25 protein-coding genes are annotated in these 26,781 nt (G+C 57.4%); 16 read left to right on the forward strand and 9 right to left on the reverse strand.

The genetic code is table 11. The features are described 5' to 3' along the window. Window positions 1-124: 124 nt before the first annotated feature. The 7 genes from EGO56_RS05225 (at window position 125) to EGO56_RS05255 (ending at window position 7,388) form a co-directional block, all read left to right on the forward strand. Window positions 125-1,147: a LacI family DNA-binding transcriptional regulator gene (locus tag EGO56_RS05225; protein ID WP_135907880.1), complete on the forward strand. Its 1,023-nt coding sequence runs from the start codon at window positions 125-127 to the stop codon at window positions 1,145-1,147. Continuing rightward, a complete protein-coding gene (locus EGO56_RS05230; protein WP_135907881.1) occupies window positions 1,131-2,153 on the forward strand; it encodes an ABC transporter substrate-binding protein in 1,023 nt (340 codons plus the stop codon). Before EGO56_RS05225 ends, EGO56_RS05230 begins: the two co-directional genes overlap by 17 nt. After that, window positions 2,153-3,028 carry an ABC transporter permease gene (locus tag EGO56_RS05235; protein ID WP_135907882.1) on the forward strand — a complete coding sequence of 292 codons (876 nt, stop codon included), beginning with the start codon at window positions 2,153-2,155 and terminating at the stop codon, window positions 3,026-3,028. The genes EGO56_RS05230 and EGO56_RS05235 overlap by 1 nt, the downstream gene beginning before the upstream one ends. Beyond that, complete coding sequence (locus EGO56_RS05240; protein WP_135907883.1) at window positions 3,025-3,840, forward strand: ABC transporter permease; 816 nt, start codon at window positions 3,025-3,027, stop codon at window positions 3,838-3,840. Before EGO56_RS05235 ends, EGO56_RS05240 begins: the two co-directional genes overlap by 4 nt. Beyond that, the gene (locus EGO56_RS05245) at window positions 3,837-4,820 is read left to right on the forward strand and encodes an ABC transporter ATP-binding protein (RefSeq protein ID WP_135907884.1); all 984 of its coding nucleotides are present in this window, start codon (window positions 3,837-3,839) and stop codon (window positions 4,818-4,820) included. The genes EGO56_RS05240 and EGO56_RS05245 overlap by 4 nt, the downstream gene beginning before the upstream one ends. 10 nt (window positions 4,821-4,830) lie before the next feature. After that, the gene (locus tag EGO56_RS05250; RefSeq protein ID WP_135907885.1) at window positions 4,831-5,661 is read left to right on the forward strand and encodes a phosphodiesterase; all 831 of its coding nucleotides are present in this window, start codon (window positions 4,831-4,833) and stop codon (window positions 5,659-5,661) included. Window positions 5,662-5,822: 161 nt separating this feature from the next. After that, complete coding sequence (locus EGO56_RS05255) at window positions 5,823-7,388, forward strand: sensor domain-containing diguanylate cyclase (RefSeq protein WP_135907886.1); 1,566 nt, start codon at window positions 5,823-5,825, stop codon at window positions 7,386-7,388. Between the two features lie 108 nt (window positions 7,389-7,496). Here the strand turns inward: EGO56_RS05255 and bcp are convergent, their stop codons facing one another. Continuing rightward, entirely contained in the window at window positions 7,497-7,964 is a 468-nt protein-coding gene (bcp, locus tag EGO56_RS05260; RefSeq protein WP_010260016.1) for a thioredoxin-dependent thiol peroxidase, read from the reverse strand. A 151-nt stretch (window positions 7,965-8,115) separates the two neighbouring features. Further along, window positions 8,116-8,697 carry a glycine cleavage system transcriptional repressor gene (locus EGO56_RS05265; protein ID WP_135907887.1) on the reverse strand — a complete coding sequence of 194 codons (582 nt, stop codon included), beginning with the start codon at window positions 8,695-8,697 and terminating at the stop codon, window positions 8,116-8,118. A gap of 143 nt (window positions 8,698-8,840) precedes the next feature. Here EGO56_RS05265 and dapA point away from each other — a divergent pair, with 143 nt between their 5' ends. The 6 genes from dapA (at window position 8,841) to ypfH (ending at window position 15,349) form a co-directional block, all read left to right on the forward strand. Next, the gene (gene dapA / locus EGO56_RS05270; RefSeq protein WP_010260008.1) at window positions 8,841-9,719 is read left to right on the forward strand and encodes a 4-hydroxy-tetrahydrodipicolinate synthase; all 879 of its coding nucleotides are present in this window, start codon (window positions 8,841-8,843) and stop codon (window positions 9,717-9,719) included. Between the two features lie 14 nt (window positions 9,720-9,733). Then, entirely contained in the window at window positions 9,734-10,765 is a 1,032-nt protein-coding gene (gene bamC, locus EGO56_RS05275; protein ID WP_013358687.1) for an outer membrane protein assembly factor BamC, read from the forward strand. A gap of 145 nt (window positions 10,766-10,910) precedes the next feature. Beyond that, window positions 10,911-11,624, forward strand: coding sequence for a phosphoribosylaminoimidazolesuccinocarboxamide synthase (purC, locus tag EGO56_RS05280; RefSeq protein WP_013358686.1), 714 nt, complete (start codon window positions 10,911-10,913; stop codon window positions 11,622-11,624). 140 nt (window positions 11,625-11,764) lie between these two features. Continuing rightward, on the forward strand, window positions 11,765-12,631 hold the full coding sequence (gene ypfJ, locus EGO56_RS05285) for a KPN_02809 family neutral zinc metallopeptidase (RefSeq protein ID WP_061063085.1): 867 nt from the start codon (window positions 11,765-11,767) through the stop codon (window positions 12,629-12,631). Continuing rightward, window positions 12,631-14,595 (forward strand): tRNA(Met) cytidine acetyltransferase TmcA, encoded by a 1,965-nt coding sequence (locus tag EGO56_RS05290; RefSeq protein ID WP_135910528.1) that lies wholly within the window; start codon window positions 12,631-12,633, stop codon window positions 14,593-14,595. The genes ypfJ and EGO56_RS05290 overlap by 1 nt, the downstream gene beginning before the upstream one ends. 73 nt (window positions 14,596-14,668) lie before the next feature. Next, entirely contained in the window at window positions 14,669-15,349 is a 681-nt protein-coding gene (ypfH, locus tag EGO56_RS05295; protein ID WP_135907888.1) for an esterase, read from the forward strand. Between the two features lie 46 nt (window positions 15,350-15,395). On the opposite strand, the gene EGO56_RS05300 is transcribed toward ypfH, so the two are convergent. From EGO56_RS05300 to narQ, 7 genes are all read right to left on the reverse strand, one after another. Beyond that, window positions 15,396-15,617, reverse strand: a complete 222-nt coding sequence (locus EGO56_RS05300) for a hypothetical protein (protein ID WP_098052656.1) — start codon at window positions 15,615-15,617, stop codon at window positions 15,396-15,398. Then, window positions 15,618-15,806, reverse strand: a complete 189-nt coding sequence (locus tag EGO56_RS05305) for a YpfN family protein (RefSeq protein WP_003848800.1) — start codon at window positions 15,804-15,806, stop codon at window positions 15,618-15,620. Between the two features lie 22 nt (window positions 15,807-15,828). Further along, a complete protein-coding gene (gene dapE, locus EGO56_RS05310) occupies window positions 15,829-16,956 on the reverse strand; it encodes a succinyl-diaminopimelate desuccinylase (protein WP_013358682.1) in 1,128 nt (375 codons plus the stop codon). A gap of 1 nt (window position 16,957) precedes the next feature. Then, entirely contained in the window at window positions 16,958-17,326 is a 369-nt protein-coding gene (locus EGO56_RS05315) for an ArsC family reductase (protein WP_135907889.1), read from the reverse strand. A 584-nt stretch (window positions 17,327-17,910) separates the two neighbouring features. Continuing rightward, a complete protein-coding gene (gene acrD, locus EGO56_RS05320; RefSeq protein ID WP_135907890.1) occupies window positions 17,911-21,027 on the reverse strand; it encodes a multidrug efflux RND transporter permease AcrD in 3,117 nt (1,038 codons plus the stop codon). Between the two features lie 168 nt (window positions 21,028-21,195). Next, window positions 21,196-21,825 carry a response regulator gene (locus EGO56_RS05325; protein WP_013358679.1) on the reverse strand — a complete coding sequence of 210 codons (630 nt, stop codon included), beginning with the start codon at window positions 21,823-21,825 and terminating at the stop codon, window positions 21,196-21,198. A 129-nt stretch (window positions 21,826-21,954) separates the two neighbouring features. Beyond that, a complete protein-coding gene (narQ, locus tag EGO56_RS05330) occupies window positions 21,955-23,643 on the reverse strand; it encodes a nitrate/nitrite two-component system sensor histidine kinase NarQ (RefSeq protein ID WP_135907891.1) in 1,689 nt (562 codons plus the stop codon). Window positions 23,644-23,897: 254 nt separating this feature from the next. Here narQ and EGO56_RS05335 point away from each other — a divergent pair, with 254 nt between their 5' ends. The 3 genes from EGO56_RS05335 to nudK all read left to right on the forward strand — a co-directional run bounded on the left by EGO56_RS05335 (window position 23,898) and on the right by nudK (window position 26,668). After that, a complete protein-coding gene (locus EGO56_RS05335) occupies window positions 23,898-24,170 on the forward strand; it encodes a YdgH/BhsA/McbA-like domain containing protein (protein ID WP_013358677.1) in 273 nt (90 codons plus the stop codon). A 280-nt stretch (window positions 24,171-24,450) separates the two neighbouring features. After that, window positions 24,451-25,947 (forward strand): L-asparagine permease, encoded by a 1,497-nt coding sequence (gene ansP / locus EGO56_RS05340; RefSeq protein ID WP_135907892.1) that lies wholly within the window; start codon window positions 24,451-24,453, stop codon window positions 25,945-25,947. Between the two features lie 142 nt (window positions 25,948-26,089). Next, window positions 26,090-26,668, forward strand: coding sequence for a GDP-mannose pyrophosphatase NudK (gene nudK, locus EGO56_RS05345; protein WP_033733476.1), 579 nt, complete (start codon window positions 26,090-26,092; stop codon window positions 26,666-26,668). The last annotated feature ends 113 nt before the right edge of the window (window positions 26,669-26,781 follow it).

Below are 26,781 nucleotides of genomic sequence, written 5' to 3' on the forward strand. Positions count from 1 at the left end.
TTCCCCGCAGCGGCGTCACTGCCGCTGTCACCTGCCGGTCATGTTACCGTGATGCGCCTGTCATATAACGCCGCTAGTTTACGTCGCAATGAGATCGATCTCATCGACGATAAACGAGGCAGTGATGACAGATTTAATCAGCGTAGCCCGACTGGCAGGGGTCTCCCGCGCAACCGCCGCACGCGCCTTCTCTGATCCTCATCTGCTGAAACCAGGCACGCTACAAAAGGTGCTTGCCGCCTCGGAACAGATCGGTTTTCGCCCGAATCATATTGCCCGTCAGCTCCGCACTCAACACTCCACCACGCTTGGCGTACTGCTGCCTTCACTGCTTAATCCGGTTTTTGCCCTGCAACTGCAGGCGATGGAGCAGCAGGCCCGTCAGGCTGGGTATGCGCTGCTGGTGGCAACCAGTGATTATCAGGCTGAGCGGGAAGTGGCCATTGTCGAACATATGCTGCACCAGCGTGTCGCCGGTCTGGTTCTGACGGTGGCAGACGCCGACCGCAGTGCGCTGCTGCCGACGCTGGCGGCAGCAAAGATGCCCTTCGTGCTGACTCACAACGTGCCGCAACAGCACGACTGGCCCGCGCTGTGCGTCGATAACCGTAAAGCGATGGCGGAAGCGACTGCCCATCTCATCAATCTCGGCCATCGCCACATCGTGATGGCCGCTGGACCTATGCAGCAATCTGATCGTGCGCGTCTGCGCTACCTCGGCTACTGCGAAGCCATGCAGCAGGCCGGTCTGACGCCGCGGGCAATGATTGAGATGCCCAGCCATATTCAGTCCGACTTCCGGCTGCTGCTGCCCCTGATGAATGCCCCTTCGCCACTGACCGCCGTGATTTGCAGTAACGATCTGCTGGCTATCAGCCTGCTGGGGGCTGCTGCGCGTGCCGGTGTCAGCGTACCGAATCAATTGTCAGTCATCGGCTTCGACGGCATTGAGCTGGGTGAACAGCTTTCACCATCACTGGCCAGCGTGGTGCAGCCGATTGCGCTGATGGGCACGCGCGCCATCGATCTGCTTCTGAATCCGGGCGGCAAAACCCACTTGCTGGCCCATCATTTACGGCTCGGGGAGAGTATCGCCCCGGCATTTCATGGTTCTATTTCAGGGAAACATCATGTCACTCAACCTTAATATCAGACAGGTCGCCAGCGCTGCGCTGCTGGCCGGATGCTCGCTTACCAGTTCGTGGGCGCAGGCGGCAGAAAATGCCATCTGCTATAACTGCCCGCCAGAGTGGGCCGACTGGGCCACGCAGCTTCAGGCGATTGAAAAAGCGACCGGCATTCATGTGCCGCAGGATAATAAAAATTCAGGGCAGGCGCTGGCGCAGCTGGTGGCGGAGAAAAACAATCCGGTCGCCGACGTGGTCTATTACGGCGTCAGCTTTGGTATTCAGGCTGTCAGTGCCGACGTGGTCAGCGCTTATAAACCGACTAACTGGGATCAGATCCCGGCAGGCATGAAAGATCCCAATGGCAAGTGGGTGGCGCTGCACTCCGGGACCATGGGCTTTATGGTTAATGTCGATGCGCTGGGTGGCGCGCCGGTGCCGCGCTCCTGGGATGATCTGCTGAAGCCGGAATATAAAGGTATGGTGGGGTATCTGGATCCGGCCAGCGCCTTTGTAGGCTATGTCGCAGCGGTCGCGGTGAATCAGGCCAAAGGCGGCAGCCTGCATGATTTCACCCCGGCGATTAACTGGTTTAAGGCGCTGCAGCGCAACCAGCCAATTGTGCCTAAGCAGACCGCCTATGCGCGTCTGATTTCGGGCGAAATCCCGATTCTGATCGACTATGACTTCAACGCCTATCGCGCCCGCTACAAAGATCACGCCAACGTTGAGTTTGTGATCCCGAGCGAGGGAACAGTCACGGTGCCGTACGTCATCAGCCTGGTGAAGAATGCGCCGCATCCGGCCAACGGTAAGAAAGTGATTGATTTCGTGCTGTCAGATGCCGGTCAGGCTATCTGGGCCAATGCCTGGCTGCGTCCGGTGCGGGCGGGGGCGATGTCACCCGAGGCGAAAAAATATTTCCTGCCTGACAGCGATTATGCGCGCGCCCACACGGTCGATTATCAGCAGATGGCCGATGCGCAGAAGGGCTTCTCCGCGCGTTATCTGAGTGAGATTCGCTGATGTCACTGTCAGAAATCAACCTGTCTGCCGCTGGCGGGCCGGTTCGCCACCGGCTCCGGCCGCTGGGGGCGAACTGGCTGTGGATGCTGCTGCCTGCGCTGCTCTTCTTTGCGGCCTTCTGGCTGCTGCCGTTTGCCCGCCTGTTGCAGATAGGGATGACGGAGGATCGTACCACGCACCACAGCGGCTACTGGACGGTGATCAGTCAGCCGCAGTATCTGCAAAGCCTGCTGAACACCGTGCTGCTCTCGGCGGCGGTCACGCTGGTGACGTTGCTGATTGCGGCGGTAGTCGGCTGTTTTCTGGCGCGGCAACGCTTTACCGGGCGCGGCACGCTGCTGGCGCTGCTGACCTTTCCGCTGGCTTTTCCGGGCGTGGTGGTGGGATTTCTGATGGTGATGCTGGCGGGGCGTCAGGGTGTGCTGGCGCAACTCAGCCTCAGCCTGTTTCATGAGCGCTGGGTTTTCGCCTATTCGCTCAGCGGCTTATTCATTGGCTATCTCTATTTTTCGCTGCCGCGTGCTATCGTGACGCTGGTGGCGGCGAGCGAGAAGCTGGATCGATCGCTGGAGGAGGCGGCCCGTTCGCTGGGAGCCAGCCAGTGGCGCATCATCATCGACGTGATCATACCGGGGCTGAAACCGGCGCTGCTCTCCTGTGGCGCGCTCTGTTTTGCCACCAGCATGGGTGCGTTTGGCACCGCCTTTACCCTGGGCACAGAGCTGGCGGTGCTGCCGCTGACTATTTATGGCGAGTTCACTAATTACGCCAACTTTGCCACTGCGGCGGCACTCTCGGTGGTGATGGGGGCAGTGGCCTGGCTGGCGCTGATGCTGGCTAATGGGCTTGCGTGCCGGAAGGAGCGTTCATCATGAAGCGCCGGGGTCTGTTCTGGCTGCAGGTGGCGATCACCAGCCTTACCGCACTGTTTATGATCGTGCCGGTGATGCTCTCAATGCTGGCGGGCGTCACGCAGAACTACTTCGCGGGCCTGCGCAGCGGGCTGACGCTGAAGTGGGTGGAACAGGTGTGGCAGATGTATGCCGACACCTTCTGGCTGTCGCTGCTGATCGCCCTGAGCTGTCTGGTGGTGACGGTCATCGTGGGTGTGCCCGCCGCCTGGGGCTTACTGAAGTCGCCATCGCGCTGGGCCTCACGCATTGAGGAGTGCCTGATGCTGCCGGTTGCGTTGCCGGGCCTTGCCACCGCGCTGGGTATCATTCTGCTTTATGGTCAGTTCAGCGCACTGCGCGACAGCTGGCTCTTCATCCTGATCGGCCATGTGCTTTTTACGCTGCCCTTTATGATCCGACCGGTGCTGTCGGTAATGCAGGCGATTGATCTGCCGCGGCTGGAAGAGGCCGCCGCGAGCCTGGGGGCGGGCTTCTGGCGTCGCTTCTTTACCGTGGTCGTCCCGAACTGTCGCAACGGCATTCTGGCGGGTGCGTTTATGGTGATTACGCTGTCGATAGGGGAGTTCAACATCACCTGGATGCTGCACACGCCCCTGACCAAAACCCTGCCTGTCGGGCTGGCCGACAGCTACACCTCGATGCGGCTGGAAGTCGGATCCGCCTACACCCTGATTTTTATCATGATGATTTTACCGCTGCTGCTGTTGCTCAACGCCTGTAATCACTGGCTGGAACGGCAATCAGCGCGGCAGCAGAGAGAGGAAACCCTATGAAAGAGGCCGTCAACGTGACGCTGCGCCACTGCTCGCGTCGCTTCAATCAGCAGGTCGCGCTGCATCCGCTCGATCTGCGGGTCCACGCCGGAGAAACGCTGGTGCTGCTGGGGCCATCCGGCTGCGGAAAAACCACGCTGTTGCGTATCATCAGCGGTCTGGAAAGCAGCGATGCGCCAGGTGAAGTCTGGTTTGATCAGCGGAATGTTACCGCGCTGCCGATTGAGAAACGCAACGTCGGCATGGTGTTCCAGAACTACGCGCTGTTCCCGACACTCAACGTGGCGCAGAATGTCGCCTATGGCCTGAAGGTGCAGGGCGTGCCGCGAGCCGAACGTGAGGCGCGGGTGGCAGAGATGCTGGCGCTGGTGGATCTGACGCATCTGTCACATCGCGCGATTGATAAATTGTCCGGCGGGCAGAAGCAGCGGGTGGCACTGGCTCGCGCGCTGGCCGCCCGGCCTAAAGTGCTGCTGTTTGATGAGCCGCTGGCGGCGCTTGATGCCAGGCTGCGCGATCGACTGCGGCTGGAGATCGGCGCACTGCTCAAGCGGCTGGCGATCACTGCCGTTTACGTCACGCACGATCAGCAGGAGGCGATGGCGCTGGGCGATCGCATCGCGGTGATGGAGCAGGGCCGTCTGGTGCAGCTCGATACGCCGCAGGGCATTTATCAGCGCCCGGCCTCCCGTTTTGTGGCCGACGTTGTGGGTGCCATTAACTGTATTGCGCACGATCCCCATGGTCAGCCCCTGCGTTTTTGCCGCCCGGAAGATGTGCTGCTGGCCGACGACATGCGCTATCCCCAGCGCGGCGTAGTGGTGGGCAGCACCTTCCTCGGCGCTTCGCAGCGCTTACTGATCGATATCGGAATGGATAGCCCCATTCAGGTAGAGCGTCATGCGCGCGAAATCTGGCAGGCCGGGCAGCGCATCAGCTGGTCGCTGACCAGTCAGGCCGCGCTGGAATTCAGTTGCTAAGGAGTCTGTTGTGTCTGTTCAACCCACGATGATTGCGCAAATCAGCGATCTGCATATCAAGGCCCATGGCCGCCTCTCTTACAAACAGGTCGATACCTGTGCTGCACTACTGCAGGTTATCGACACCCTTAATGCGCTGCAGCCGCGGCCCGATGTGGTGGTGATTACCGGCGACCTGGTCGATTTTGGCCGGGCGGAAGAGTACCAGACGCTGCGGGAAGCCCTGCAACGCCTGCAGCTGCCGTTTTACCTGATGGCGGGCAATCATGACGACCGCGAGGCGCTGCGTGCCGCTTTCCCGGATCACGCCTATCTGCAGACGGGACCCACCCTGAACTGGCAGCTTCGCGTCGGCGGCGTCAGGCTGCTGGCGCTGGACTCCAGCGTACCGCAACAGCCGTGGGGAGAGCTGGACGAACACCAGCTGCAATGGCTGGATCAGGCACTGAGCGCGGCTGCCGATCAGCCCACGCTGGTGATGCTGCATCATCCTCCTTTTGCCTGTGGCATTGCCCATATGGACCGGCAACGGTTACGTCATCCGGAGGCCCTTGAGGCGATCATCGCCCGCCATCCGCAGGTTGAGCGGGTGCTCTGCGGTCATCTGCATCGCAGTCTGCAGACCCGTTTTGCCGGCACGCTGGCCTGTGTTGCGCCAGGCGTGTCGCATCAGGTGGCGCTGGATCTGCACCCCGACGGGCCGGCTCACTTTATTCTGGAGCCGCCCGGCTTTTTGCTGCATTGCTGGCAACCCGGGCAGGGAATGATCACGCATCAGTGTGCGATTGGCCGCTTTTCAGGACCCTGGCCTTTTTACGATAGTCAGGGATTAATCGATTAGTGCCAGCTAAATCTGGATTCTCAGGCGTGAAATTTGTCTTAATGCTGCTCAAAAATGCCGACACCGTGTAGACTTAAGCCCGGATATCAGGGCTTCTGGCACACATTAAAAAAATAATCAGGCATTAACGACATGACATTTATCTTCGGGGCGGCGACGCCATGTTAAAGCTCTTTCGGCCCAAGGCCGATTTGCGCAATCTGATCGCCCTGCTGGTGATTGTCAGCATTGTTATCACGCTCGCGAATACGCTTTACGCTACCTGGCGGGTTCAGCGCCAGGTGCTGATTGACACCACGCTTGAGGCCAATCGCGCCTACGCCGCCAAACTGGCCTCAACCAGTGAGATTTTCTTTCAGCTGGCGCAGTCACAGCTGCACTACAGCGCTAATCAGCTCAGCCGCGACTTTAATAATGAGGCGCTGCTGGAAAGCGAAGTCAGCCGCCTGCGCGAGCAGACCAGCAGTTTCAACTCAGTGGCGATAGTGGATGCGCAGGGCGTGATCAAGGCGATTTCGCCTGAGTCGCTGACTCTGAAAGGTATGCATCTGACCAGCGACGCCTCACGGGAAGCGCTGACCCTGCGTCAGCCGATCATCAGTAAACCCACCCTTTCTGCTGCCAACAATCTGCTGGTGTTTGTCTCCTGGCCCGTCTGGAGTGCCGATGGCGACTACCTGGGATACATCGGCGGCACCATCTATCTGAAGAAAAAAAGCATTCTGAATGCGCTGCTGGGTGAGCAGTTCTACCGGGATGGCACCACGGTCTATGTGCTCGACAGCAATAATGAGGTGCTGTATCACCAGAACCGGCAGCTGGTGGGTAAAACGCTGCCGGCCATCGTCAGTCCGCGCGACGAGCAGACCAACGGCTCGCTGATGCTTGCCGGTCCGGGGGAGTCAGCTCAGCTGGCGGGCTTTGCGATCGTGCCGACCACCGGCTGGACGGTGGTGGCTCTGAAGCCGATTAACGTCACGCTGGATCCGCTGTCAGGCCTGTTAATGAAAGTCCTGAAAAATTCTGTGCCGTTCGCGCTGCTGACTCTGCTGGTGGCCGTGGTGCTGGCGCGGCTGATCGCCCGGCCACTCTTCCAGCTGGCCCGCAAAGCCAGCCGGATGGATGCGCAGGGGGTATCAAAAGAGATTGGTGGTATCACCGCCTGGTATTTTGAGGCGGCTCAGGTCAAACGTGCACTGCTCACCGGTATTGGTCTGGTGCAGGACAAGATTGGCCGTCTTAGCTCGGAAGCGCAGACCGATCCGCTGACCCAGTTGCTGAATCGCCGTGGTCTGAATGCGGTGCTGGAGTATTACCGCACGCTGCGCCAGCCTTTCTCGGTGCTGGCTCTGGATATCGACCATTTCAAAAACGTCAACGACAGCTGGGGTCATGATGTTGGTGACCGGGTGATTCAGCAGGTGGCGAGCACGCTGCGTGCCAGCGCCCGTCAGTCTGATGTGGTGTGTCGCAACGGCGGAGAGGAGTTTCTGATGCTGCTGCCGGGCACGGCCCTGGATGAGGCACAGATCATCGCGGAGCGCGTACGGCTGGGTATTGCCGAAGCCTGGCTTACGGATGTAGGACGAATTACCTTGTCTATTGGCGTTGCGGCCTGGAACGGCACCCAGGATGCCGGGCTGGAAACGAGTCTGAAACAGGCGGATGCCGCGCTCTACGCGGCGAAAAATGCCGGGCGAAACTGCGTTATCGTCGCCGCAGCTTAATCGCACGACTTAATCGCAAGTAGAGCAGATGTTTTTTTACGGCAGGCAAGCGTGAAAGGGAAAGAAGATAAGCAGGGCGCGGCGGTCGGGCTACCGCGCCCCTCAACATCAGGCTGACTTAACGTAATCCAGCACCATGTCGTGGTGATTCGAGGTCTTAAAGTTATCAAACACTTTCTCAATCCTGCCCTCAGCATCGATCAGGAAGCTGATGCGATGAATACCGTCATAGGTTTTCCCCATAAAGGTTTTTTCACCCCAGACGCCAAACGCCTGGCAGACTTCATGATTTTCATCTGACAGCAGCGTGAAGTTCAGCAGCTCTTTTTCGACAAACTTTGACAGTTTTTCCGGTTTGTCGGTGCTGATGCCCAGGACTTCCACGCCCGCTTTTTTCAACTCATCCATGTTGTCACGCAGACCGCACGCCTGCACGGTGCAGCCTGGCGTCATCGCTTTCGGGTAGAAGTACACCAGAACGCGCTGTCCCTGGAAGTCGGTCAGATTCACGTGTTCGCCGTCCTGGTCGGGCAGGCTAAATGCAGGTGCAGTATCTCCGGCTTTCAGTGGATTCATCACATCTCTCCATTTTCTTATTCAGGCTGTGGGTAATACACCATCTGGCCCGAAACGACCAGAGGGAATATGACCATCAGGGGGTATTTCACCACATAGCCGATCACGCGTCAGGCATGTGGAGAAATAACTCCGGTTTATTAACTAAAGCTTAGCGTACCGCGCTGACCGATTCGCTGTTGTCAGCGTCAGACACACTGTAGAGACGCAGTGTTCCCTGGGCATTCAGCTCCTGACACAGGGTATTAAAAGCCTGCTCAAAAGTGGTGCCACTGGTTCGTGTCGGACTGTGGGCGGTCATTTGAATATAGAGCGTTGGTGGCAAATCGTGTTGCGCGGGTGTGATGCGCGACACCAGTTCGGCCACGTTCATCTGATGCTTATCAATAAGATCGGTAAAGCGTTCAATAATATGCGGCGAGTCGGCCACTTCAACCTGAATGAACGCGGTATCGGGCATCGGCGGACGAACCCCGGCGTTGGTGCGCTTCATGACGATAAGCAGCTCCAGCTCTGCGCCTTTCAGCGGCAGCGTCGATTCAATCAGCGTAATCGCGTTCCAGCTGCCTGACAGCAGCATGATAAAGGTGAATTCATCCCCAAGCATGGCAAGACGGCTATCTTCAATATTGCAACCGCAGCTGCTGACGTGTCGGGTAATCGTATTGACGATACCCGGACGGTCAACACCGAGCGCGGTGATCACCAGATGATGGGGCTGAGATTGCGGCAAAATGGCTTTTCCTCTGCTTTCGCTAATAACCATAAGGTAAACATAAAAAAAACTGCTGACAAGCGCGGGAATGGCGTGGCTTGCTTGCTTTTCCCTAAGTGTAAAACGTACCATGAAGCACTTGTTTGTCGAGGGGATCGCCAATGTTTACGGGAAGTATTGTTGCACTCGTTACGCCAATGGATGACAGCGGTAATGTCTGCCGGTCGAGTCTGAAAAAACTGATTGATTATCACGTCGCCAGCGGCACCGCGGCGATCGTTTCCGTCGGCACCACAGGCGAATCTGCAACCCTGAGCCATGAAGAACATGGTGATGTGGTGATGCTGACCCTGGAACTGGCCGATGGCCGGATTCCGGTGATTGCCGGAACCGGTGCCAATGCCACCGCTGAAGGCATCTCTCTGACGAAGCGTTTTGAAAATTCCGGCGTAGTGGGCTGTCTGACTGTGACGCCATACTATAACCGTCCCACGCAGGAAGGGCTGTTCCAGCACTTTAAAGCGATTGCGAATAGCACCAGCCTGCCGCAGATGCTGTATAACGTTCCCTCGCGTACCGGTTGTGACATGCTGCCGGAAACCGTTGCCCGCCTGGCCGAAATTAAAAATATTATCGGAATCAAAGAGGCAACCGGGAACTTATCGCGGGTTAGTCAGATCCAAGAGCTGGTTAATGAAGACTTTATTCTGGTTAGTGGCGATGACGCGACTGCGCTGGACTTTATGCAACTGGGCGGCAAAGGCGTCATTTCGGTGACCGCCAATGTGGCTGCACGTGAAATGGTCGAGCTGTGTCAACTCGCACAGCAGGGCAATTTCGTTGAGGCACGCCGCCTGAATCAGCGTCTGATGCACCTGCACCAGACGCTTTTCTGTGAACCCAATCCTATCCCGGTGAAATGGGCTGCGAAACAGCTAGGATTAATCGCTAACGACACGCTGCGTCTGCCAATGACGCCACTGACTGCAGCCGGCCAGCCGAAAGTGGAGCAGGCGCTGGTGAAAGCGGGTTTGCGATAATTTAGGGAGTTTGAATGAATTACTCAGTAAAGCGGTCAACAGTAGCCACAGTAGTCGGGCTTTCTACTCTGATGCTGTTGTCGGCCTGTTCAAGCGATCAGCGTTATAAGCGCCAGGTCAGCGGTGACGAATCTTATCTTGAAGCCAGCCAGTTAAGTGAACTGAAAGCGCCAGCCGGAATGATCCTGCCGGTTCAGCGTGGTGACTATGATGTGCCGCGCACCAGCAGCCAGGCACCCACCGGCAAGCAGCTCGACATTCGTCCGCCAGCCCAGCCGCTGGCGCTGATGAACGGGACGCGCGCGCAGTTCAGTAACAATACCGGTGCGCTGATGATCGATAACAGCCGTGGTTCAGTCTGGTCCCGGGTCGTTAACGTCGTTGAGTCAAACAAATTCCCGATTGCTTCACGTAACGATGCCGGTCAGCAGCTGACGACCGACTGGGTGCAGTGGAACCGTGCTGATGAAGATCAGCAGTATCGTGGCCGCTATCAGATCAGCGTGCAGTCGCAGAGCTATCAGCAGCAGCTTACCGTGCGTCTGCTGGAGCTGCAGCAGGATGGTAAAACCATTACGTCACCTGTGCAGATCCAGCGTTACACCGCGCAGATGCTGAATGAAATCAGCACCGGTCTGGACAAAATTGATACCGCCAGTGAAAACGCCGCATCAGGCCGGGTAAGTGGCGCTATTGATGTGCAGAGCGGCGCAGATGACACCGGTCTGCCAATGCTGATCCTGCGTACGCCATACAACGTGGCATGGCAGCGTCTGCCAGATGCGATGAAACGCGTCGGGATGGAAGTGACCGATACCACCCGCTCAACCGGCAGCATGAAGGTGACCTACAAGTCACCGGGCAGCAGCGACTGGGATTCAGTCGGTGCGAAAGATCCGGAATTACCAAACGGTGATTACAAAGTGCAGGTCGGCGATCTCGACAACCGTACCAGTCTGCAATTCATCGACCCGAAAGGGCATGTGCTGACCCAGTCGCAGAACGATGCGCTGGTAGCCGTGTTCCAGGCGGCGCTGAACAAATAAAGTTGCCTCAGGCCGGAGATTCTCCGGCCTTTTTATTTTGTTTTTGGCATAATAGCGCGCGGCGAAGTAAACGATTGCGTCAAGGCAATCGCCGCAGCGGCACTGGTCGCTGAACACCCGTTATTTCAAGTCTGGAGTGAACAAGATGCAAAAGCGAGCTGAGTTGTATCGCGGTAAAGCGAAAACCGTATACAGCACCGATAACCCGGATCTGCTGATACTCGAATTCCGCAACGATACGTCAGCAGGTGATGGCGCCCGAATCGAGCAGTTTGATCGCAAGGGAATGGTTAACAACAAGTTTAACCACTTCATCATGACCAAATTGCAGGAAGCAGGTATCCCGACCCAGATGGAAGCGCTGCTGTCCGATACCGAAGCGCTGGTGAAGAAGCTGGAGATGGTGCCGGTCGAGTGCGTGGTGCGTAACCGTGCTGCAGGCTCGCTGGTAAAGCGTCTGGGCGTGGAAGAGGGCATTGTGCTCAATCCGCCGCTGTTTGATCTTTTCCTGAAAGATGATGCAAAGCACGACCCGATGGTCAACGAATCCTACTGCGAAACCTTTGGCTGGGTCAGCAAACAGAACCTGGCGCGGATGCAGGAGCTGACCTTTAAAGCCAACGACGTGCTGAGCAAACTGTTCGACGATGCGGGCCTGATTCTGGTCGACTTCAAACTGGAATTTGGTCTGTTTAACGGCGAAGTGACGCTGGGCGATGAGTTTTCGCCAGACGGTGCGCGCCTGTGGGACAAAGAGACGCTGGATAAAATGGACAAAGACCGTTTCCGTCAGAGCCTGGGCGGCGTGGTTGAAGCCTATGAAGCGGTGGCACAGCGATTGGGCGTAAAACTCGACTGAGTTTGTCTTAAGCGCACAAAGAAAGCACAAAGAAAGAGGAGAGCCCCGGCTCTCCTTTTTTCATTTCAGGGTAAAGCTGGTGATTGCTCCGTCACGCAACTAAAATCATGCCATCTGAAAAATGACTGAGGGAATACAGCATGCGCTGGCAAGGGCGTCGCGAAAGCGACAATGTAGAGGACCGTCGCGATCAATCGTCCGGTTTAGGTGGCGGAGGCCGCCAGATTCGTCTGCCGCGTGGCAAAGGCGGTATTGTATTGCTGATCGTGGTGGCAGTCGCCGGTTATTACGGATATGACCTGACCGGACTGCTGACGGGTGGCGAAGTCGCACCGACCAGCCAGCAGCAACAGCGCAGCGTCAGTGCCAATGATGACGAGGCCGCGAAATTCACGAAAGTGATTCTGGCCACCACGGAAGACACCTGGGGCAAGCTGTTCCAGCAGATGAACAAACAGTATGTGGCGCCGAAGCTGGTGATGTATCGCGGTGCAACCCGCACCGGCTGCGGAACCGGGCAGTCGGTGATGGGACCGTTCTACTGTCCTGCCGATCAGACTGTCTATATTGACCTCTCTTTCTATGACGAGATGAAAACCAAGCTGGGCGCAGGCGGTGACTTCGCTCAGGGCTACGTCGTCGCGCATGAAGTGGGCCACCATGTCCAGAAACTGCTGGGCATTGAGCCGAAAGTGCGTGAAATGCAGCAGGGTGCCAGCGAAAAGCAGGTGAATCAGCTCTCCGTCAAAATGGAACTGCAGGCGGACTGTTTTGCCGGTGTCTGGGGACACTACATGCAGAAGGAAAACATCCTTGAAGCAGGCGATCTGCAGGAAGCGCTGAATGCCGCTGAGGCGATTGGCGATGACCGTCTGCAGCAGAAAGGCCAGGGCCGCGTCGTGCCGGACAGCTTTACCCACGGCACTTCTGAGCAGCGCTACACCTGGTTTAAGCGCGGGTTTGATGGTGGCGATCCAGGACAGTGCAACACCTTCGCCAGCAACTGATGATCCCAACGCAGTTTATGCAACAGGCCGGTGTGCGTCGTCTGGCAGTCATCAGCGGCGACCCGGCCTGGTGCTTAGATCGGGCTGTGGCATGGCGTGAAGCGTTGCCAGGCGACTGGCTGGCGCTGAGTCCGGCGCCGCTATTCTCTGACGAGTCAGCTTTGCACAGGCAGCCTGGCGCGGTTCGCACGCTGCTGGGACGCGAATTCCATCATGCGATATTCGACGCCCGCCAGGGCTTTCATGCCGAGGCTTTCGCGGCGCTTGCCGGTACGCTCACCGCCGGAAGCTGGCTGCTGCTGCTGGTGCCGCCCTGGCAAGCGTGGTCGCAACAGCCTGACAGCGACAGCCTGCGCTGGGCAGATGTCGCTGAATCCATCGCAACACCTCATTTCGTTCACCACCTGCAACAGCTGATCCTGGCGGATGACCAGATGCTGCTGGAGCGGCAGCATCAGCCCTGCCGTTTTCCGGCTCAGCGTGACTGGCCGCTGTGGCACTGTCAGGCTCCGCAACAGCAGCAGGCGATACTCGATCAGCTGATGACGCTGCCCTCGGGTGTCGCTGTGCTGACCGCTGCCCGTGGACGGGGTAAATCGGCACTGGCGGGGATGCTGGCCCGGCAGAACAGCCATTGTCTGGTAACGGCACCGGCCAAAGCTTCAACAGAGGTGCTGGCCACCTTTGCCGGGGATCACTTTCACTTTATGGCACCCGATGCGCTGCTGGCGCTGGAGACGCCGCCACCGGCGGAGTGGCTGATTGTAGATGAAGCCGCGGCGATACCGGCACCGCTGCTGCAGGCGCTGGTCAGCCGCTATCCCCGCGTGTTGCTCACCACTACCGTACAGGGCTACGAAGGGAGTGGACGCGGCTTTATCCTTAAATTCTGCGCCGGGCTTGCAGATGCACACTATTTCACGCTGGATGAGCCGCTGCGCTGGTCGCGTTTCGATCCGCTGGAGCAGTGGCTGAACCAGGCGCTGCTATTTGACGATGCCAGCGCCACTGCGCCCGATACTCCGGCAATACCGCATCGTATTGAACGTCACGATTTCAGCGCGCTGGAAGCCGCTTATCGTCTGCTCACCAGCGCGCACTACCGCACGTCGCCGCTGGATCTGCGCCGCCTGCTGGATGCACCCGGTATGCAGCTGTGGCGGGCGGGAGATACAACCACTTTACAGGGTGCGCTCTGGCTGGTGGAGGAGGGCGGTCTTGAACCTGAGCTGGCGCAGGCGGTCTGGGCGGGCACCCGGCGACCGCGTGGCAATCTGGTTGCACAGTCGCTGGCAGCGCACGCCGGTCTGGCTGAAGCGGCAATCCTGCGCTCACAGCGCATCAGCCGGATTGCCGTGGCGGCGGAGAGCCGTCGTCGGGGAACCGGACAGCAGCTTGTTGCGGCGGCGGCTGATGCGGCTGCCGATCACGACTACCTCTCTGTCAGCTTCGGCTACACTGAATCACTCTGGGCGTTCTGGCGCGCCTGCGGTTTTACCCTGGTAAGAATTGGCAGTCAGCGCGAAGCCAGCAGCGGCTGCTACGCAGCGATGGCGATATTGCCCTGTTCTGCTGCGGGTGAGGCACTGACGCGCCGGGCGGCAGAGCAGCTGGCGCGTGACTGGTCGCGGTTGCGGCAGCATATCGCGCTGGACCTGCAGTTTGATCAGACCACAGATGACGGATTGAACGCTCAGGATAGCCATCTGGCCGTCGGTTTTGCCTGGGCGCAGCGGCCACTGGAGGCGAGTCTGCCAGTGTTGCAGCGTCTGGCAGAGGCCAGTGCCGTCTCCGTACCGCTGCTGGCCGCCGCGGTTGCTGCACCTGATGCGCTAAGCGACCTGTCCCGGCAGACGGGCTTAAGCGGCCGCAAGGCGTTGATAGCTAAGCTGCGTCAGCAGGCGGCTTCAGCCCTCGAAAGCCTGGGCGTTACTACGGACGCGCTGCACCGACCGTTGAAATAATTCGACCATCTGCCTCAAATTATCCTCATATCATTTTGTGCCAGGCGGCGTAGAGTGAACACAGGAGGTCAACATGACACTGAAATATGTAATCGTTCAACAGCCTGCTACCACCGCACAGCTGTTTCTGCTCTACCATGGCGTTGGCGATAACCCGGATTCTATGGGTGAGATTGGCAACTGGTTTGCGAAAACGTTTCCCGACGCGCTGGTGGTTTCTGTCGGCTCACCCGGCGCGGGTCGTCAGTGGTTCGGCGAAACCGACCTGCACGATCAGACCATCCAGCAGCGGGTGGATGCGGCGATGCCACAGTTTTTTGCGTCGGTGCGTCACTGGCAGAAAAAGAGTGGCGTGCGGCCGGAAGCGACAGCCTTAATCGGTTTTTCGCAGGGCGGCAGTATGGTGCTGGAAGGCGTCAAAGCCTATCCGGATCTGGCGGGTCGCGCAGTGGTGTTTAGTGGCCGGTTTATTACTCTGCCAGAGAAAGCGAGTACCCGCACCACGATTCACCTGATCCATGGTGATTACGATGAGCAGATCCCGATGCACCATGCCCGGCAGGCAGAACAGCGGCTGACCGCCTGCGGTGGCGACGTCACGCTGGATATCGTTGACGATCTGGCGCACGCCATCGATCACCGCAGCATGGAACTGGCGCTGAATCATCTGCGTTATACGGTGCCAAAACGCTATTTTGATGAGGCGTTAAGCGGCGCAAAACCCGGTGACGATGACGTTATCGCAATGATGTAAAAAAGCCCCTGCATAGCAGGGGCTTCTGACTAATGACATAACCAAATCAGGTTGAATCTGACAGCGACGAATAAACCCGAAGCGCAGGGAACACGGTCAGAAGAGGAAAGCGTCCCGCGCCATGGAAGGCGCGGGCCGAGCGTGTCATGGATGACAGCTTTTGCGTCTTTCCGATCTGACCGTGTTCCTTGTGCCAACTCGGTTTGATCGCCACCGAGCCGGACTTTAACAACATATTCAAGCCCCTGCATTGCAGGGGCTTTTTCATTTACTTCTTCTTCGGCCAGTTGTCGTCGTCATCCCACTTATCGTTGAAATCACGATGCGGCGGCAGGTCAGGTTTGTTATCCATAAATTTTTTGTGATCGATGCGTTTAAGATCTTTATAAACGTTCATCAGCACGCCAACCATCAGCAGGATCACCAGGATCCACCAGTAATCTTTAATAAATTCCATTTGATGCTCCTTAACATCGCCGTCAGGCGATCAGTTGTTCCATGATGCGCTGGTACATCCGGCTCAGCATCTGCAGGTCGGAGGCTTTCACACACTCGTTGATTTTGTGAATGGTGGCATTCACCGGCCCCAGCTCCACCACCTGCGCCCCCATCCGGGCGATAAACCGGCCATCGGAGGTGCCGCCTGTGGTCAGCAGCTGCGGTTTAATTTCATTATAGTGCGCCACAGCTTTCACGACGGCATCCACCAGCTTACCGCGTGAGGTCAGGAAGGGCTGACCCGAGAGTTTCCACTCGATGGTGTAGCGCAGCTGGTGACGATCCAGCAGTTCCGCGACTCGCTGACGGATCATCTCATCGGTGAGTTCAGTGCTGAAGCGGAAGTTAAACTGTACAAACAGCTCGCCGGGAATCACGTTGTTGCTGCCGGTGCCCGCCTGGACATTCGCAATCTGCATGCTGGTGGCCGGGAAGAACTCATTTCCCTGATCCCACTCCGTCGCGACCAGCTCCGTCAGCGCGGGCATCGCCCGGTGAACCGGGTTATCCGCCAGATGCGGATAGGCGACGTGGCCCTGCACACCGTGCACCGTCAGGTTGGCGGTAATTGAGCCGCGTCGGCCATTCTTTACCACGTCACCGACGACTTCTGTGCTGGACGGTTCGCCGACCAGGCAATAGTCGAGCCGTTCACGGCGCGCCATCAGTCGTTCAACCACTTTAACCGTGCCGTTGGTCCCGCTGGCCTCTTCATCCGAGGTAATCATAAAGGCGAGGCGGCCCCGGTGATTGGGGCGCACTGCCACAAAACGTTCGGCGGCCACCACCATGGCCGCCAGTGACCCTTTCATGTCAGCCGCACCACGGCCAAACAGCATGCCATCGCGGATCGTCGGTTCAAAGGGCGGGTTAATCCAGCGGCTGGCATCGCCAGGCGGCACCACATCGGTATGACCGGCAAACGCCAGCGTTTCACCTTCGCCACGGGTGGCCCAGAAATTCAGGGTGTCGTCGATGTTCATCGTTTCAATCTTAAAGCCAATGGCTTCAAGACGGGCGATCAGCAGAGCCTGACATCCGGCATCATCGGGGCTGAGAGAGGGGCGACGAATAAGCTGCTGCGTCAGCTCAATGACCGGGCAAAACATATTATAACTTCTCCTGAATAGCATTCTGATAGGTGGCTTCGCTGAAACCGGCGAGCAGGGAGCCATCCGGAGTACGCAACAGCGGACGCTTAATCATGGCGGGATGCACCAGCATCAGCGCTTTGGCGCTGCTGGCATCGTTAACCGCTTCACGATCAGCCTCGGGCAGTTTACGCCAGGTCGTGCCGCGTGTGTTAAGCAGGGCTTCATAGCCCAGCGCATCGATAAATTCCTGCAGCAGGGCATCGCTCAGGCCATCGGCACGGTAGTCGTGAAAGTGATAATCAACGCCTGCATCTGTCAAGAAGCGCCGGGCTTTTTTTATGGTGTCGCAATTTTTAATCCCGAACATCACCCACTGCGTGCTCATTGCCCGATCCTTATTATCCTGTGAGAAGAAAGCTGAAAAAAGCAGCCAAAGCGCGAGTTTAGCATAGTGTGATCGGTTGCGGCATCCGCGCTGGCGCGGGAATCGGTCCGGATATCCTGCGCGCCGTGTCGTTATTTCGTTGCGGGTAACCGCTATCAATTTCGCAGGCAATTATTACCCTGCTTATCGAAGAGTGCTTAAGAATTTCGCCATGTTGATAAAATAGTCTACCGCTGGGCTTATAATAAATTATCTTCAATCATGTTAAGGGGTTGCTGAAATGTGCGTCAGCTTCCAGAATCAGCAACATTCATGTTTTTGTGAGGTTTGCCGATAGATATAACAGGTGTAAACGTATTCACCTGCTTAAAAAAAGCGCGTAATATTGCCAGCACAATAAGAGAGGGCATTATGATTGATACTGAAATGGGAACCTGGAAAGAATTTATCGAAGCGATGTTACGCAACAAGTAACACGTGAAGATTAAAGCAGGTCAGTCCCACTTGCTGGAATTCTTACCACACACAGACCACACACAGAAATAAAGCGGCCACTGAACTCAGTGGCCGCTTTTAATTTAGCTTTAGTCGTGCGGTTTCTCTTTAAGTGGAAAGCGACGGCGGACCAGCACAAAGAACAGCGGCACAAAAAAGATTGCCAGCAGCGTGGCGGAGATCATCCCGCCCATCACGCCGGTTCCCACGGCGTGCTGGCTGCCGGAGCCTGCACCGCTACTGATTGCCATCGGCAGCACCCCAAAAATAAAGGCCAGCGAGGTCATCAGAATCGGCCGCAGACGCTGACGCGATGCCTCCAGCGTCGACTCCACCAGTTCACGGCCTTTGCTGTTAATCTCATTAGCAAACTCCACTATCAGGATGGCGTTTTTGGCAGATAGCCCCACCACCGTCAGCAGGCCAACCTGGAAGTAGACATCATTCTCCAGCCCGCGCATCCAGGTGGCGATAAGCGCACCCACCACGCCCAGCGGCACCACCAGCATTACCGAGAACGGGATCGACCAGCTCTCATACAGCGCGGCCAGGCAGAGGAACACCACCAGCAGCGAAATTGCATAAAGCGCTGGAGCCTGCGAGCCCGAGAGGCGCTCCTGATAAGAGGCTCCGGTCCACTGGAACCCGACGCCCAGCGGCAGGGCATTGACCAGCTTTTCCATTTCATCCATCGCCGTACCGCTGCTGACGCCATTGGCCGCTTCGCCGACAATCTCTAGCGACGAATAGCCGTTATAGCGTTCAAGACGGGGTGAACCGGTCTCCCAGCGGCTGCTGGCAAACGCGGAGAAGGGCACCATTTTGCCGCTGCTGTTGCGCACGTACCATTTGTTGATGTCGTCCGGCAGCATGCGGAATTCGGCGGCGGCCTGCACATAGACCTTTTTCACCCGGCCCCGATCCAGGAAGTCGTTCACATAGCTGGAGCCCCATGCGGTGGTCAGGGTGTCGTTGATGGTGTCCAGCGACACGCCCAGCGCCTGCGCTTTTCGGGCATCCACATCGATCTGCAGCTGCGGGCTGTCATCCAGTCCATTGTGTCTCACCCGCGATAGCGACTTATCGTTGCCCGCCATCTCCAGCAGTTTGTCGCGCATCGCCATCAGTTGCGTATGACCGATACCCGCGTGATCCTGTAGTTGCATGTCAAAGCCCGAGCTGCTGCCCATGCCGGTAATGGCGGGCGGACTGCTGGCAATCACACGCCCCTCTTTAATCTTCTGAAACGCCTGAGTCGCACGATCGATAATAGCGAATGAGGTGCGATCGGCACCGGGCCGATCTTCCCAGTCTTTCAGCCGCACAAACAGACGCGCCACGTTCTGCCCATTGCCGCCCGGGCCGGCACCGATGGTAGAGAAGACCGACAGCACGTTGGCCTTTTCCTCGGTGAGATAATAGTGTTCAACTTTCGCGACCACGCTGGCGGTTTGCTCCAGCGTTGCGCCTGCCGGAAGCTGAACCTGAGTCAGGAAGACGCCGCGATCTTCCAGAGGCAGAAACGAGGTAGGCAGACGCAGAAACAGAAACGCCATCAGGCCGATAATGCCGAGATAGAGCAACAGCCAGCGACCGCCCCGGCGCAGAATGCCTGCAACCCCGCGTTCATAGCGGTCAGCATTGCGATTGAAGTGACGATTGAACCAGCCGAAGAAGCCGCGACGTTCAGGCTGATCGCCTTTCTCCACGGGTTTCAGCAATGTGGCACACAGCGCCGGTGTCAGGATCATCGCGACCAGCACCGACAGCACCATCGCCGAAACAATGGTAATGGAGAACTGACGGTAAATCGCGCCGACGGTACCGCCGAAAAACGCCATCGGCACAAACACCGCAGAGAGCACCAGCGCGATCCCGACCAGCGCCCCCTGAATCTGGCCCATCGATTTTCGCGTGGCGGCACGCGGCGAGAGTCCCTCTTCGTGCATGATGCGCTCAACGTTTTCCACAACCACGATGGCATCGTCCACCAGCAGTCCTATCGCCAGCACCATGGCAAACATGGTCAGGGTATTGATGCTGAACCCGCAGGCATAGAGCACGCTGAAGGTACCGAACAGCACCACCGGCACCGCAATAGTCGGGATTAACGTGGCGCGGAAGTTCTGCATAAACAGGTACATTACGCCAAACACCAGCACGATCGCCTCCAGCAGCGTCTTCACCACATCGGTGATCGACGCTTTAACGAAAGGGGAGGTTTCGTAGGCAATTTTTGCTTCCAGCCCGTGCGGGAAGTAGTGCGACAGCTCCTCAATGCGCGCCCGCACCAGCTTATCGGTGTTCATCTCGTTAGCACCGGATGCAAGCTTCACCCCCAGACCGGACGCGGGCTGGCCGTTGTAGCGGCTCAGATAATCATACTTTTCTGCGCCCAGCGCCACGCTGGCGACATCACCCAGCGTCACCACGGAACCGTCGGGATTGTTCTTCAGGGTAATGGCCCGGAACTGCCCGGGGGTCTGCAGCATCGACTGCGCATTCACCGTGGCGTTCAGCGCCTGCTTCTCTACGGATGGCAGACCACCAACCTGACCCACGGCAACCTGGGTATTCTGCGACTGGATTGCACTGACCACATCGTCGGTGGTCAGAGAGTAGGCGATCAGTTTGTTGGGATCGAGCCAGATGCGCATCGCATATTGTGAGCCGTAAGCGTCTACCTGGCCAACGCCATCAATACGGCTTAACGGGTCCTGAATATTACTGGCGACATAGTCTGAAATATCCTGTTTATCCATACTGCCGTCGGTTGAGACGAAGGCGACCATCAGAATATTACTGTCACCGGTTTTATTGACCGTCACGCCCTGCGACTGTACCGCCTGCGGCAGTTTGCGCAGCGCTGACTGCAACTGGTTCTGAACCTGCTGACGGGCTTCATCGGGATTGGTCCCGGCGGTAAAGGTGAGGGTGATCTGTGCCTGACCGGTATTGCTGCTGTTCGAGGACATGTACATCAGATTATCGATGCCGGTCATATTCTGCTCGATGACCTGGGTAACGGTGTTCTCCAGCGTCTGGGCGGATGCGCCCGGATAGTTGGCGGTGATGCGCACGTTGGGGGGTGCCAGATCGGGATACTGTTCAACAGGCAGCGAAATAATCGAAAGCGTGCCACACAGGCACAGCAGAATCGCCAGAACCCAGGCAAAGATGGGACGGTCGATAAAGAAATTCGACATTAAATCGACACTCCTCAGGGACTTTTATAAGCGTTCAGGCCCAGCGGCAACGGGCGCACTGGCGGGCAAACCGGATGATCTATGCCACGATTTTCCGCCGCCATTTACTCTACGTGCGGCAGCGGGGGAAATCGTGGAGAAATTGAGGAGAAAATGTAAATTCGTTGGCTATTTGCGGCTTTCAAGCCACATCACCGTGGCGGCGACGCGTGAGCGGACATCCAGCTTACGCAGCAGGTTGCGGATATGCACTTTTACGGTCTCTTCGGAGATATGCAGATTAGCCGCGATCTCTTTATTCGACAGGCCGCGCGCCACCTCCTGCAGCACGTCGCACTCACGCCCGGTGAGCTGACGCAGGGGATCGGCACTGTGCTGGCGATTAGCCAGATAACGGGCCACGCCTTCACTGAAGACCTTTTCACCCTGCGAGGCCTGCAGAATATGCCCCAGCAGGATCTCCGGCTCGCTGTCTTTAAGCAGATAGCCATCGGCACCCGCATCCACCATGGCGAAGATATCACTGCGGGCGTCGGAGACGGTCAGGACCAGAATACGTGAACTGATCCCTTCATGGCGCAACGCCTTCAGCGTATCCAGCCCGGACATACCCTTCATATTCAGGTCGAGCAGAATGATATCGGGTTCCTGACGGCGGGCCTCGGCCAGCGCTTCCGTGCCGTTGTTGGCTTCTGCGATGACCTCAAGCCGGGGATCCAGCGCCAGCAGCTGACGGATACCACGGCGCATCAGCGGATGGTCATCCACAATCATCAATGTTAATGCGGGCTGTTGCATAGGTTCTCCATTTCATCGGCTTCAGATGGCGGCAGAAGAGCAGGGCTGGTACCAGATGGCGCCGTATCCGCTGGCCTGCGCGCTGAGACCGATAGATTATCTGAATAAGTTAACATCATGCCGGGCGCTTTATGTCAGTGAGCGCGCCGGCTGCGGTGGAAAGCGCAGTTCGACCCGGGTGCCGCGTTGCTGAGTATGGATAGTCAGATTGCCACTCAGGCGCTGGGCACGCTCTGTCATAATCGTCAGGCCGTAATGGCCCGCGGGTTCGTCAGTGCTGTTCATTCCCACCCCGTCATCCGTAATTGTCAGTAAGTGCTCACCTTGTTCGCTATGCTGATAATCCACCCGAATCACCTGCGCGCTGGCGTGACGAATGGCATTCAGCAGCGCCTCACGGGCGATCTGCAACACATGCACCTGCTGTTGTGCCTCCAGACTCTGCAGGCCTGTCTGGTAGTTAAAGTGTATCTCTGCGCCGCTCTTCTCCTGCAACGAGGCGATCATCGCCTGCATTGCCGCCACCAGATCCGCCTGCTCAATGGTCAGGCGGAAGGTGGTCAGCAGTTCACGCAGCTGACGATAGGCATCGGCCAGCGCCTGATCGAAGTCAGCGATAATCGCGTGGGCGGCGCTGTCATCCTTATCCACAGTGCGGCGCAGCAGGGTCAGCTGAATACGTAAAAACGAGAGCGACTGGGCCAGCGAGTCATGTAATTCCCGGGCAATGGTGGTGCGCTCTTCTATCAGCAGCATCTGCTGATACTGCTGCTGTGCCTGCCAGATCCAGATTGCCCGTCCCAGCATCGCCGCCAGGCTGCGCATCAGCTCATTGGGATGGGTGACGCCAGGCGACTGCCAGCGCAGTTCGCCAATCTGCTGATCGTCCTGTTGTAACGGCAGGCGTTGCCACTCACCGTCAGCCTGAGCATCCCCGGCGCAGAACTGAAACTGGTCGCTGTTCAGCCGGATCGCTGTCAGTTTTTCGCGCGTCAGTACAGTGGTTAACACTGACTCAAACAGTGCCGGGTGCAACGGGCTCGCCGTCAGCATCTGCGAGCTGTCGTAAAGCAGTGACAGCGTGCGATTCGCCTGGGTTAAGTCTTCCGTTTTCGCGCGTACCGTGCTCTCCAGCAGCTGGTAGTGCGAATGCAGACGTGCCGCCATGCCGCTGAAGGCGTGCGACAGTACCCGCAGTTCATTCTGCTGCTCAACGTGCAGCGGCGGAAAAGCAAAATTACCGCTTTCAACGTAGCGACTGGCCGTGACCAGCGCATTGAGTGGCCGCACCACGTGAAGCCGGGTAAAGCGAATCGTCATCAGTGCCAGCACGACAATCGCGATGACACCCGCCAGGCTGCTGGTCGCCACCAGACGCATTTTCAGCTCGGTATAGCGCTGCAGACCCAGCACAAAGCGATCGATTTCACCGACGTAGATCGGCACCTGCTGCTGGTATGCCACGGTATCACCCTGCTGCAACTGCTGTTGCAGGGAAGGCCAGGCAGCACGCAGTCGCTGATAGCGAGCGCTGACTTCACGTGGTACCCAGGGCCGATCCAGCTTTTGCAGCACCGGGGCATCCAGCGTTTGCTGATAGAGCGCAAAATGATGCGCCAGATTTTGTGGCTGACGGCTGGCATCCCACGCCATGCGATAGCTCTGCATGCGCAGGGATCCCGCCAGATTGATCGCCTCCGCATCGCGCTGACTGCTGAGCAGCGTGACTAAGGCCAGACCGGTGGTGAGTAGCGACAGCAGAACAATGGCGCTGAGCGCCTTAGCGATGCTTTGAGTAACGGAACGTTTAACAATCACATGGATGGCCCTGTTGAAAGTGCGGGAATTATAAGAGCGCAATAACGTAACGCAAATGATCCATCCCCTGTTTATCGCACAGGCGGTTACACATCGCACACAAAATGACCACAACTGACAGTTCCCAGGATGGGCTACCGTTTTGTGGTTAAAAAAGGAACAGGTTTACATCGCTCCGATGTTGCTTTTCATTGCAAGGCTAATAATTCATCCAGTCATCAGCTCAACCCCGATCGCAGATTAAGGAGCATCCAATGAAAAAACTGAATGCTGTACTGGCGGGCGCATTACTGGCTACCGCTTCTTTTGCCACTTTGGCTGCTGCGCCGGTCGACCCGTCACAGGCGCAGAATATGCAGAGCATCGGCAGCGTGTCGGTCTCCGGCGTTCGCGGCTCACTGGACGATGCTAATCGCCAGCTGTCGCAAAAAGCGGAAGAGATGGGCGCCAGCCATTACCGCGTTATTGGTATCGATAACCCAGGCGACTCCAGCCTGTGGAGCGGCACCGCAGAGATTTATCGCTAACCCAACCCTCCTGTTTCCATCCCTGTAGCTTTTACCGGCCTGAAAATGGCCGGTTTTTTTGTTTTTGTGCATCAGGATGGATTCTTACAAATCAGCCTGTGCATCTGCCCGGTATATTTTGCTTCGTTCTTGCAGAACGGGTAGGATTCATCGCCGTAAATTCCCGCGTTGCCCGGCACTCACTCACGGGCAAAGGCACAGAGGAAAATCCCCCATTTTGCAGGACGTTACGTCCGCACTGGGGAGACGACGACTGATAGTCAGGACAAACAGGAATGCTATGAAATCGAAAAAGAAAACCCCAAGTGAGATGCGCGCTGCCAAGCGCCGCTGGCTGAATTCTCACGATGCTGGTTACCAGAAGGCAATGGGTAACCGTCACGTACAGATGATTGCGATCGGCGGTGCCATCGGTACCGGTTTGTTCCTGGGCGCAGGTGGCCGTTTGCAGGCTGCTGGCCCCGCGTTAGCCATCATCTATCTGGTGTGTGGCATCTTCTCCTTCTTTATTCTGCGTGCGCTGGGCGAACTGGTATTACACCGTCCCAGCAGCGGCAGCTTTGTCTCCTACGCCCGTGAATTCCTGGGCGAGAAAGCCTCCTACGTGGCGGGCTGGATGTACTTCGTCAACTGGGCGATGACCGGCATCGTCGATATCACCGCCGTCGCGCTCTACATGCACTACTGGGGCGCGTTTGGTGATGTGCCGCAGTGGGTCTTCGCCCTGGGCGCGCTGGCGATTGTCGGCACCATGAACATGATCGGCGTTAAGTGGTTTGCCGAGATGGAATTCTGGTTCGCGCTGGTAAAAGTGCTGGCGATTGTCATCTTCCTGGTGGTGGGCGTGGTGTTCCTTGGCACCGGCAAACCGCTGGATGGCAACAGCACCGGCTTCCATCTGATCACCGATAACGGTGGCCTGTTCCCGCACGGTTTACTGCCTGCGCTGGTGCTGATTCAGGGCGTGGTGTTCGCCTTTGCCTCTATCGAACTGGTGGGTACGGCGGCCGGCGAATGTAAAGACCCGAAAACCATGCTGCCGAAAGCGATCAACAGCGTGATCTGGCGTATCGGCCTGTTCTATGTCGGCTCTGTGGTGCTGCTGGTGCTGCTGCTGCCATGGAACGCTTATCAGGCGGGTCAGAGTCCGTTCGTGACCTTCTTCTCAAAGCTGGGCGTGCCTTATGTTGGCAGCATCATGAATATCGTCGTATTGAGTGCGGCGCTCTCCAGCCTGAACTCCGGCCTCTACTCGACCGGGCGTATCCTGCGCTCCATGTCGATGGGTGGCTCTGCACCGAAATTCATGTCGAAAATGAACAGTCAGCAGGTTCCTTATGCCGGTATTCTGGTGACCGTCGCCGTCTATGTGATTGGTGTGGTGCTTAACTACTATGTGCCTTCTCAGGTGTTTGAGATCGTCCTGAACGTGGCCTCGCTGGGCATTATCTCCTCCTGGGCCTTTATCGTGGTTTGCCAGTTGCGTCTGCGCAAAGCGATCAAAGAGGGCAAGGCGGATGATGTCAGCTTCAAGCTGCCAGGCGCGCCGTTTACCTCGTGGCTGACGCTGCTGTTCCTGTTCAGCGTGCTGGTGCTGATGGCGTTTGACTACCCGAACGGGACGTACACCATCGCCTCCATTCCGCTGATTGCGGTATTGCTGGTGCTGGGATGGTTTGGCGTGCGTAAGCGCGTTCACGCCGTCGCTCAGACCGAACAGGATCATCACGAAGAAGAGCCTCAGCCGACCCGACTGGCTGACGACACCTCACGCTGATAAACTCTGCATATATCAGGCCAGCCTCCGGGCTGGCTTTTTTTTGGCTGCGAATCGACAGGTTACGACAAGAATTAGGATAGTTTTCCCGTAAGCCCCCCTCTATGATGAGAGGCTCCCTTTATGCGGTAGCGGAGTCATCATGTCGTTCAAGATCAACATCATCAAAGATAAGCTCCTGTCTGAAAACTGGTTTGTGCTGCGTAACTACACCTATGACATCACCGATCGCCGTGGCGAGGTTATCCGCCACAAACGCGAAGTCTACGATCGCGGAAATGGGGCAACCATCCTGCTCTACAACCGTGAAAAGAACAGCGTGGTCCTGACACGCCAGTTTCGTATCGCCACGTACGTCAACGGTAATGACGACGGCATGTTAATCGAAGCCTGTGCGGGCTTGCTGGACGACGACTCCCCGGAAGATTGCATCCGCAAAGAGGCGATTGAAGAGACCGGTTATGCGGTGGGCGAGGTGGAAAAACTTTATGCCTGCTATATGTCGCCGGGCGGCGTGACTGAGCTTATCCACTTTTTCGCAGCGGAATATAATGAATCGTTGCGCGACAATGCCGGCGGTGGCGTCGAAGATGAGTCAATCGACGTGCTGGAATTACGCTTCCCGGATGCGCTGGCAATGGTCGCTGAGGGTCGCATTCGAGACGGCAAAACCATTATGCTGCTTCAGCATGCACAGATTGCGGGCTGGCTGACGCCATAAAACCGTGCCACTAAGCCTGTTGCCGCGTGACAGCGTTGAGGGAGAGTGGTGAGCGTTAATCCACTTTATGCACGCTTTTTAAGCAGTTAACTGCGCTTTTTGCACAGGTTCAC

This window comes from Pantoea vagans (genome assembly GCF_004792415.1).
Lineage (GTDB): Bacteria > Pseudomonadota > Gammaproteobacteria > Enterobacterales > Enterobacteriaceae > Pantoea > Pantoea vagans.

What these genes read in the sequence shown, in the direction of transcription:
- EGO56_RS05225 (WP_135907880.1), top strand. Translation starts at nt 125, where the DNA reads ATGACAGATTTAATCAGCGTAGCCCGACTGGCAGGGGTCTCCCGCGCA.
- EGO56_RS05230 (WP_135907881.1), top strand. Translation starts at nt 1,131, where the DNA reads ATGTCACTCAACCTTAATATCAGACAGGTCGCCAGCGCTGCGCTGCTG.
- EGO56_RS05235 (WP_135907882.1), top strand. Translation starts at nt 2,153, where the DNA reads ATGTCACTGTCAGAAATCAACCTGTCTGCCGCTGGCGGGCCGGTTCGC.
- EGO56_RS05240 (WP_135907883.1), top strand. Translation starts at nt 3,025, where the DNA reads ATGAAGCGCCGGGGTCTGTTCTGGCTGCAGGTGGCGATCACCAGCCTT.
- EGO56_RS05245 (WP_135907884.1), top strand. Translation starts at nt 3,837, where the DNA reads ATGAAAGAGGCCGTCAACGTGACGCTGCGCCACTGCTCGCGTCGCTTC.
- EGO56_RS05255 (WP_135907886.1), top strand. Translation starts at nt 5,823, where the DNA reads ATGTTAAAGCTCTTTCGGCCCAAGGCCGATTTGCGCAATCTGATCGCC.
- bcp (WP_010260016.1), bottom strand. Translation starts at nt 7,964, where the DNA reads ATGAATCCACTGAAAGCCGGAGATACTGCACCTGCATTTAGCCTGCCC.
- dapA (WP_010260008.1), top strand. Translation starts at nt 8,841, where the DNA reads ATGTTTACGGGAAGTATTGTTGCACTCGTTACGCCAATGGATGACAGC.
- bamC (WP_013358687.1), top strand. Translation starts at nt 9,734, where the DNA reads ATGAATTACTCAGTAAAGCGGTCAACAGTAGCCACAGTAGTCGGGCTT.
- purC (WP_013358686.1), top strand. Translation starts at nt 10,911, where the DNA reads ATGCAAAAGCGAGCTGAGTTGTATCGCGGTAAAGCGAAAACCGTATAC.
- ypfJ (WP_061063085.1), top strand. Translation starts at nt 11,765, where the DNA reads ATGCGCTGGCAAGGGCGTCGCGAAAGCGACAATGTAGAGGACCGTCGC.
- EGO56_RS05290 (WP_135910528.1), top strand. Translation starts at nt 12,631, where the DNA reads ATGATCCCAACGCAGTTTATGCAACAGGCCGGTGTGCGTCGTCTGGCA.
- ypfH (WP_135907888.1), top strand. Translation starts at nt 14,669, where the DNA reads ATGACACTGAAATATGTAATCGTTCAACAGCCTGCTACCACCGCACAG.
- EGO56_RS05300 (WP_098052656.1), bottom strand. Translation starts at nt 15,617, where the DNA reads ATGAAAAAGCCCCTGCAATGCAGGGGCTTGAATATGTTGTTAAAGTCC.
- EGO56_RS05305 (WP_003848800.1), bottom strand. Translation starts at nt 15,806, where the DNA reads ATGGAATTTATTAAAGATTACTGGTGGATCCTGGTGATCCTGCTGATG.
- dapE (WP_013358682.1), bottom strand. Translation starts at nt 16,956, where the DNA reads ATGTTTTGCCCGGTCATTGAGCTGACGCAGCAGCTTATTCGTCGCCCC.
- EGO56_RS05315 (WP_135907889.1), bottom strand. Translation starts at nt 17,326, where the DNA reads ATGAGCACGCAGTGGGTGATGTTCGGGATTAAAAATTGCGACACCATA.
- acrD (WP_135907890.1), bottom strand. Translation starts at nt 21,027, where the DNA reads ATGTCGAATTTCTTTATCGACCGTCCCATCTTTGCCTGGGTTCTGGCG.
- EGO56_RS05325 (WP_013358679.1), bottom strand. Translation starts at nt 21,825, where the DNA reads ATGCAACAGCCCGCATTAACATTGATGATTGTGGATGACCATCCGCTG.
- EGO56_RS05335 (WP_013358677.1), top strand. Translation starts at nt 23,898, where the DNA reads ATGAAAAAACTGAATGCTGTACTGGCGGGCGCATTACTGGCTACCGCT.
- ansP (WP_135907892.1), top strand. Translation starts at nt 24,451, where the DNA reads ATGAAATCGAAAAAGAAAACCCCAAGTGAGATGCGCGCTGCCAAGCGC.
- nudK (WP_033733476.1), top strand. Translation starts at nt 26,090, where the DNA reads ATGTCGTTCAAGATCAACATCATCAAAGATAAGCTCCTGTCTGAAAAC.